This window comes from Nitrospira sp. BLG_1 (assembly GCF_047338595.1).
GTDB lineage: Bacteria > Nitrospirota > Nitrospiria > Nitrospirales > Nitrospiraceae > Nitrospira_D.
The window spans coordinates 1-4,199 of record NZ_JBLFBO010000087.1 but is presented as its reverse complement, the minus strand read 5'-3'; the positions used below and the strand labels follow the sequence as shown (position 1 = coordinate 4,199).

Sequence of the window (4,199 nt, the reverse complement as noted above, 5' to 3'; positions counted from 1 at the left end):
ATGAACCCCATGAATGGGCGTTCTAGATCCGTCACATACAACATAATGCATTGACACGGACTGATCTCTTTGATACAAGCGTGTTACCCTAGGTTATGCATATTCAATTTCTACCCCAGGTTTTTATCAATCATGAAGACGTACAAACGCCAAAAAGAGACCCCAGCTATCTTGGCTGGTCGTATTAAGCAACGTCGAAAGGAAGAACAACAGGCTAGGGCAGATAGTGCCCTCACGATGACGGAGGTCGCTAAGACCCTTGGTATTCATCGCGACACGCTTAAACGTTGGATTAAAGAAGGAAAAATTCCAGATGCCCGACGAAACTCCAGAAACTCCTATCGCATGTTCACGCAGGATGACGTAGACAAAATAAAGATCCTGATGCAACAGCGAAAAGGTATGACCGTCAGTGATGAGAGGGATGGAAAAGGTTAGGCAACGGGATGTTCAACGGACCCACGAGGGAGGCGAGTCATGATCATAGCACCCCATAATCAACGTGGAGGAGTCGGTAAGACTACGACGTCCGTTCACATCGCGCATGCCGCGGCCTTATACGGAAAGCGCGTCCTCCTGGTTGACAGCGATCCTCAAGGGTCGTTGAGAAATATCCTGAAGATCCAGCACGACTCCACGCTGCACGACCTCCTCGATAATGGGTTTAAGCTTGAAGAGGTGATTGTCAAAGGCGTGCGTACCGGGCCAGAAAAAGGAACGTTGGATGTGATCATTAGTGATAAAGCCTTGACTGAAACCGAAACAAAATTGATCCAGTCAGGGAATCGTGCGGAAACTGTCGGTAAACTGCGCGAAGCCCTCGCTCCCGTCAAGGATATGCACTACGATTTGATCCTCATCGACAGCCCACCTGGCCTGTCTCCGATTCTGCAATCCGTGTATCACACGGTCGATAGTCTCCTAGTTCCTATCGCGATGGATTACATGTCCTTTGTCGGATCCCATCAGGTCATCGAGAGTCTCAGCCTCTTGAAGCAGGACTATGACATCCGTGCCACCATTGCCGGCATTTTGCCTGTTGCTGTAGATCATCGTCTGGCCGTAACGGATTCGACGCTCACGAGTATTAAGAATAAGTATGAAAAATACTATCCGATCTTCCCACCTATTCGTATCGACGCGACGATTGCCAAATCGGGCATGCGGGGCCAGACGCTGTATGATCGCCTCGCACTTCCGGTGGAGCGCTTAACACCGGATCATCGTGCCGCTTGGGATTACTACCAAGTGATGAAGCTGTTGATCGAGGGTCAGCATTCGCCGGGAATCCTCAAGCAACCGGATGCTTAACGACGAGGAGGAGGAGATAGCAGTATGAAACCTAAGTCACGAGATCGGGAGCCGGTCGACATCGGTGATTCACTTCCTGACGCGCATTATCAGTCCTTATCTCCGGTCGCCAATGATCGCCGCCGTGAGGAAGAAGCCAAGAGTATGCGCAACGTCTTTGGCGCAGGAACAAACGAACGAATCACGGAAGTTTCACTCGATCGAGTCGATGCCAGTCCCTATCAGCCTCGCATTGGGATAGACGAGGAGGCACTCAATGAATTGAAGGAGTCGATACGTGAGCGCGGCGTCATCAATCCTATTCTGGTTCGTACCACCACGAATGGACGGTACGAACTTATTGCCGGGGCACGTCGGGCTGAAGCCAGCCGGGCACTTGGCCGGGCCACGATTCCGGCAATCGTGCGCAATTACTCAGACCAAGACGCTGAATATCTTGCGCTCATCGATAACATACATCGGCAGGACCTCGGCGTCCTTGAACAAGCACGATCCTTTGCTCGATTGATCGACCGGCATAGCCTAACCCATGAGGACCTTGCCAAGCAGCTGAAATGTTCGCGCGCGCGGATTACACGGATGCTGAAAGTGTTGGATCTCTCTCAGGAGGTTCAAGATCTCCTCTATGCACCTGGGCATGAATTTGGAGCCTTACATGGGGAACTCTTGGCTAGTGTGAAATCGTCGGAGAAGTGCCTTCGCCTTGCCCAACGGGTCGTGCAGGAGAAGTGGAGTACACGCCGCCTCGAAGAGGAAATCAATCGTAAGCCCCGCGTGCATAAAGGGTATGAATCTGTTGTCTACGAAGAGCGGCCTGATGGCTTTAACTTGCGCATCAGTTTTCGGGATAACCATGAATATGACATCGCGCGCTCAGAACAAGCGATCCGAAAAGCCCTCGCCCGTCTATCCCAAATAAAAACCGTGGATGGTCATAGAGAAATCGCCCATACAATCGAAACATCCGAGGTTGGATAATCTTAGAGGCGCGTAGCGTGTATTCTTTCCAAAGATTACGCCCTCAAGTTGTTTCCATCCTACGCTTCTTTCAACTATCGAAAAGATTACAAGAGACTTTTATTCTTTTTTGCCATTTTCGCAATGGCCGTGTCTCTACTACTGACCATACTCAGAAGATTCTCGACATATACTCGGTTATCCACAGGCCTTCGATACTTGACCGAACAATTTTCGATACTTGACCGCAGGTTCGATAGTTGACCGAAGAGGATCAACGATAGTTGACTGAAACTGATCGATAGTTGAGAGAAAGTTCGATCGATGACAGAAAGATATTCAGTCCTAACTATATGAAACTCCAACGATCAGAGATCGCTATAAGCAACTACTACGTTAGAGAATTAACGAAGGATTAATCTACGTTACGATGGAACACGCTGATTTAGTCACATCTTCGGAAGGAAATCCCTCCCATTCTATGCCTGATCCTCAAAAAAAAGGATTTCTTCTGAATGCTCCCGTCTTATTACTTGCAGAGCATATTTTGGGGTCGATTCCTCTCTGGGAAGTCAAAAGCAAGAACCGGAAAGAAGGACTTCGCGAAAAGGAAGTTGTGCGTGAGGTGTACTATCGAGGTGAACTGCGAAAAATCCCCTTGGTGATTTATGCGAGCGGAGACCTAGGACTTCCGAATTCCGTGGATCTTGAGCTCTTCCGTGGGTTTGAACGCTGGGCGCTTAGCCAGCTTGAGCGGAAGAAAGTCTTAGACCCCATTGTGAGAATTTCAGGAGCAGAGATTCTGCAGGCGGCGGGGAAGGAGCCGTCGGGTGCTGCGTATGCTGAGGTCGATCGCTTCTTTTTACGGATGGCTGGGACCATGATTTCAGCAGGTCGCACAAAAACTGAGGTAGGGGAGGGGGTAAGAGGAAGTGGTCCCTTGAATCGCAAACGGTTGCGAAGCAACAAGGGGATTGTTTTTAAGATCTTCGGAACGGTGGTATTACCAGGGCAACCAAATAAGAAGGGTGAGATGGTAGATAAGTATGAGGTGGAGCTTGCTCCGTGGTATCGCGATAGTTTGTTGATGGGCAATTGTTTTGTAATTGATCACTCACTATTTACTGGGATGAAGGGGTCACTCTCAAAGTTATTACATCAGCTACTGCATAATCTCTTCTATCTCGGAAAAGGACATGCAGAACAGCGATATTCCGATCTTGTAGGGTATTGGCAAATCAAGAGATATATGGCGAAGTCGAAAGTGATGGAACAGTTTGCCGAGGCCCATTGTGAACTTCTGAAGCGAGGGTTCCTAGAGCATTGGCAGATTGTGCCGGTCGGGGTACGGGAGCAAAAAGACTTTCTGTTTATTTGGGATGCTGGGTCAGCTTGGTGGAAAACGGAAGCTCAATTGCCAGAGTTACAGGCTAAGTATGAACTCGGAGAACCGCATCATAGGGACTCAGATCCTGTAATCGATCCATTTCTCACGGCGCTTCCGGAACCAAGTACAGGAGCGGCCATGACATCAGCCACTGATACTAATTCAGCAGCACGGTTACTAGACGAGATTATAAGTTTGTCCGGTCGCCGGAAAGATCCGGACGTGTGGGAAAAATGGTGGAAGCGAGCGATCGCGGTAGTTCCTCACCCACGGATTTGGCTTCGGATTGGTGAAGTGAAAGAAAGGAAGGCGCGTGGAGAACGGATTAATATGGGAAGCTATCTCGCGAAGCTGATTAAGATTGAAGCCAAAGGCCTCGGAGTCCCCTGGGCTGAGGACGAGAACAGGACCACGTAGGAGGAGTGGGAGGAATAGGCGGCAACATCTCTTCAGCGGGACGTATCATGTCCCATGGAACAGATTGGGCGAAGTATACGTCACCGGATTCGTGCAGCCAGTGTGCGTCTCTCACAGGAAGCGACCG

Annotated in this window: 4 protein-coding genes; all 4 read left to right on the top strand. The window is 49.7% G+C overall.

Annotation, left to right across the window (positions count from 1 at the left end; all coding sequences use genetic code 11):
• Window positions 1–132: 132 nt before the first annotated feature.
• The 4 genes from ACMTNU_RS20140 (at window position 133) to ACMTNU_RS20125 (ending at window position 4,072) form a co-directional block, all read left to right on the top strand.
• Window positions 133–438, top strand: coding sequence for a MerR family transcriptional regulator (locus ACMTNU_RS20140; RefSeq protein ID WP_413937084.1), 306 nt, complete (start codon window positions 133–135; stop codon window positions 436–438).
• Between the two features lie 39 nt (window positions 439–477).
• Window positions 478–1,311, top strand: a complete 834-nt coding sequence (locus ACMTNU_RS20135; RefSeq protein ID WP_413937083.1) for a ParA family protein — start codon at window positions 478–480, stop codon at window positions 1,309–1,311.
• A gap of 24 nt (window positions 1,312–1,335) precedes the next feature.
• Complete coding sequence (locus ACMTNU_RS20130; RefSeq protein ID WP_413937082.1) at window positions 1,336–2,289, top strand: ParB/RepB/Spo0J family partition protein; 954 nt, start codon at window positions 1,336–1,338, stop codon at window positions 2,287–2,289.
• A 460-nt stretch (window positions 2,290–2,749) separates the two neighbouring features.
• Entirely contained in the window at window positions 2,750–4,072 is a 1,323-nt protein-coding gene (locus ACMTNU_RS20125) for a hypothetical protein (protein ID WP_413937081.1), read from the top strand.
• The last annotated feature ends 127 nt before the right edge of the window (window positions 4,073–4,199 follow it).